Genomic DNA, 377 nt, shown 5'->3' with positions numbered 1-377 from the left:
ATTTAAAACCCTGGCAAGCGTTATGTCGCTCTCGGACAAGAAAATGGCGCAGCCATGGTCCGCGCATTGCAGGCCATGCGTCCGCGGATTGATTGAACGATGTTCGAGAGACGCGAGGACGAGACGCTCCTGGAAAACGACCCGGCCAATCTGCCGCCGGACGGCCATGTCGTCTTCATCGGCCGGATCGCCTCGCCTTGGACGAGCCGCGAGGATTGTCCCAAGAACATGCGCGCCGCCCGCGAGACCGGACGGACGGCGACCATCCTGATCAACGAAACCTACCGCCAGGGGCTGCAGAACCTCGACCGCGCCAGCCACATCGTCATCCTGTCCTGGCTCGATCACGCGCCGCGGAATCTGATTGTACAGAAACC

General features: G+C 61.5%; 1 pseudogene. It reads left to right on the top strand.

Annotated features, from left to right (window positions below):
- Positions 1 to 99: 99 nt before the first annotated feature.
- A pseudogene (locus tag EN851_RS34460) lies at positions 100 to 377 on the top strand (tRNA (N6-threonylcarbamoyladenosine(37)-N6)-methyltransferase TrmO); the annotation flags it as partial.

This window comes from Mesorhizobium sp. M8A.F.Ca.ET.208.01.1.1 (genome assembly GCF_004791315.1).
In the GTDB taxonomy this organism is placed as follows: Bacteria; Pseudomonadota; Alphaproteobacteria; order Rhizobiales; family Rhizobiaceae; genus Mesorhizobium.
This window is presented reverse-complemented; position numbering and strand designations above follow the sequence as displayed.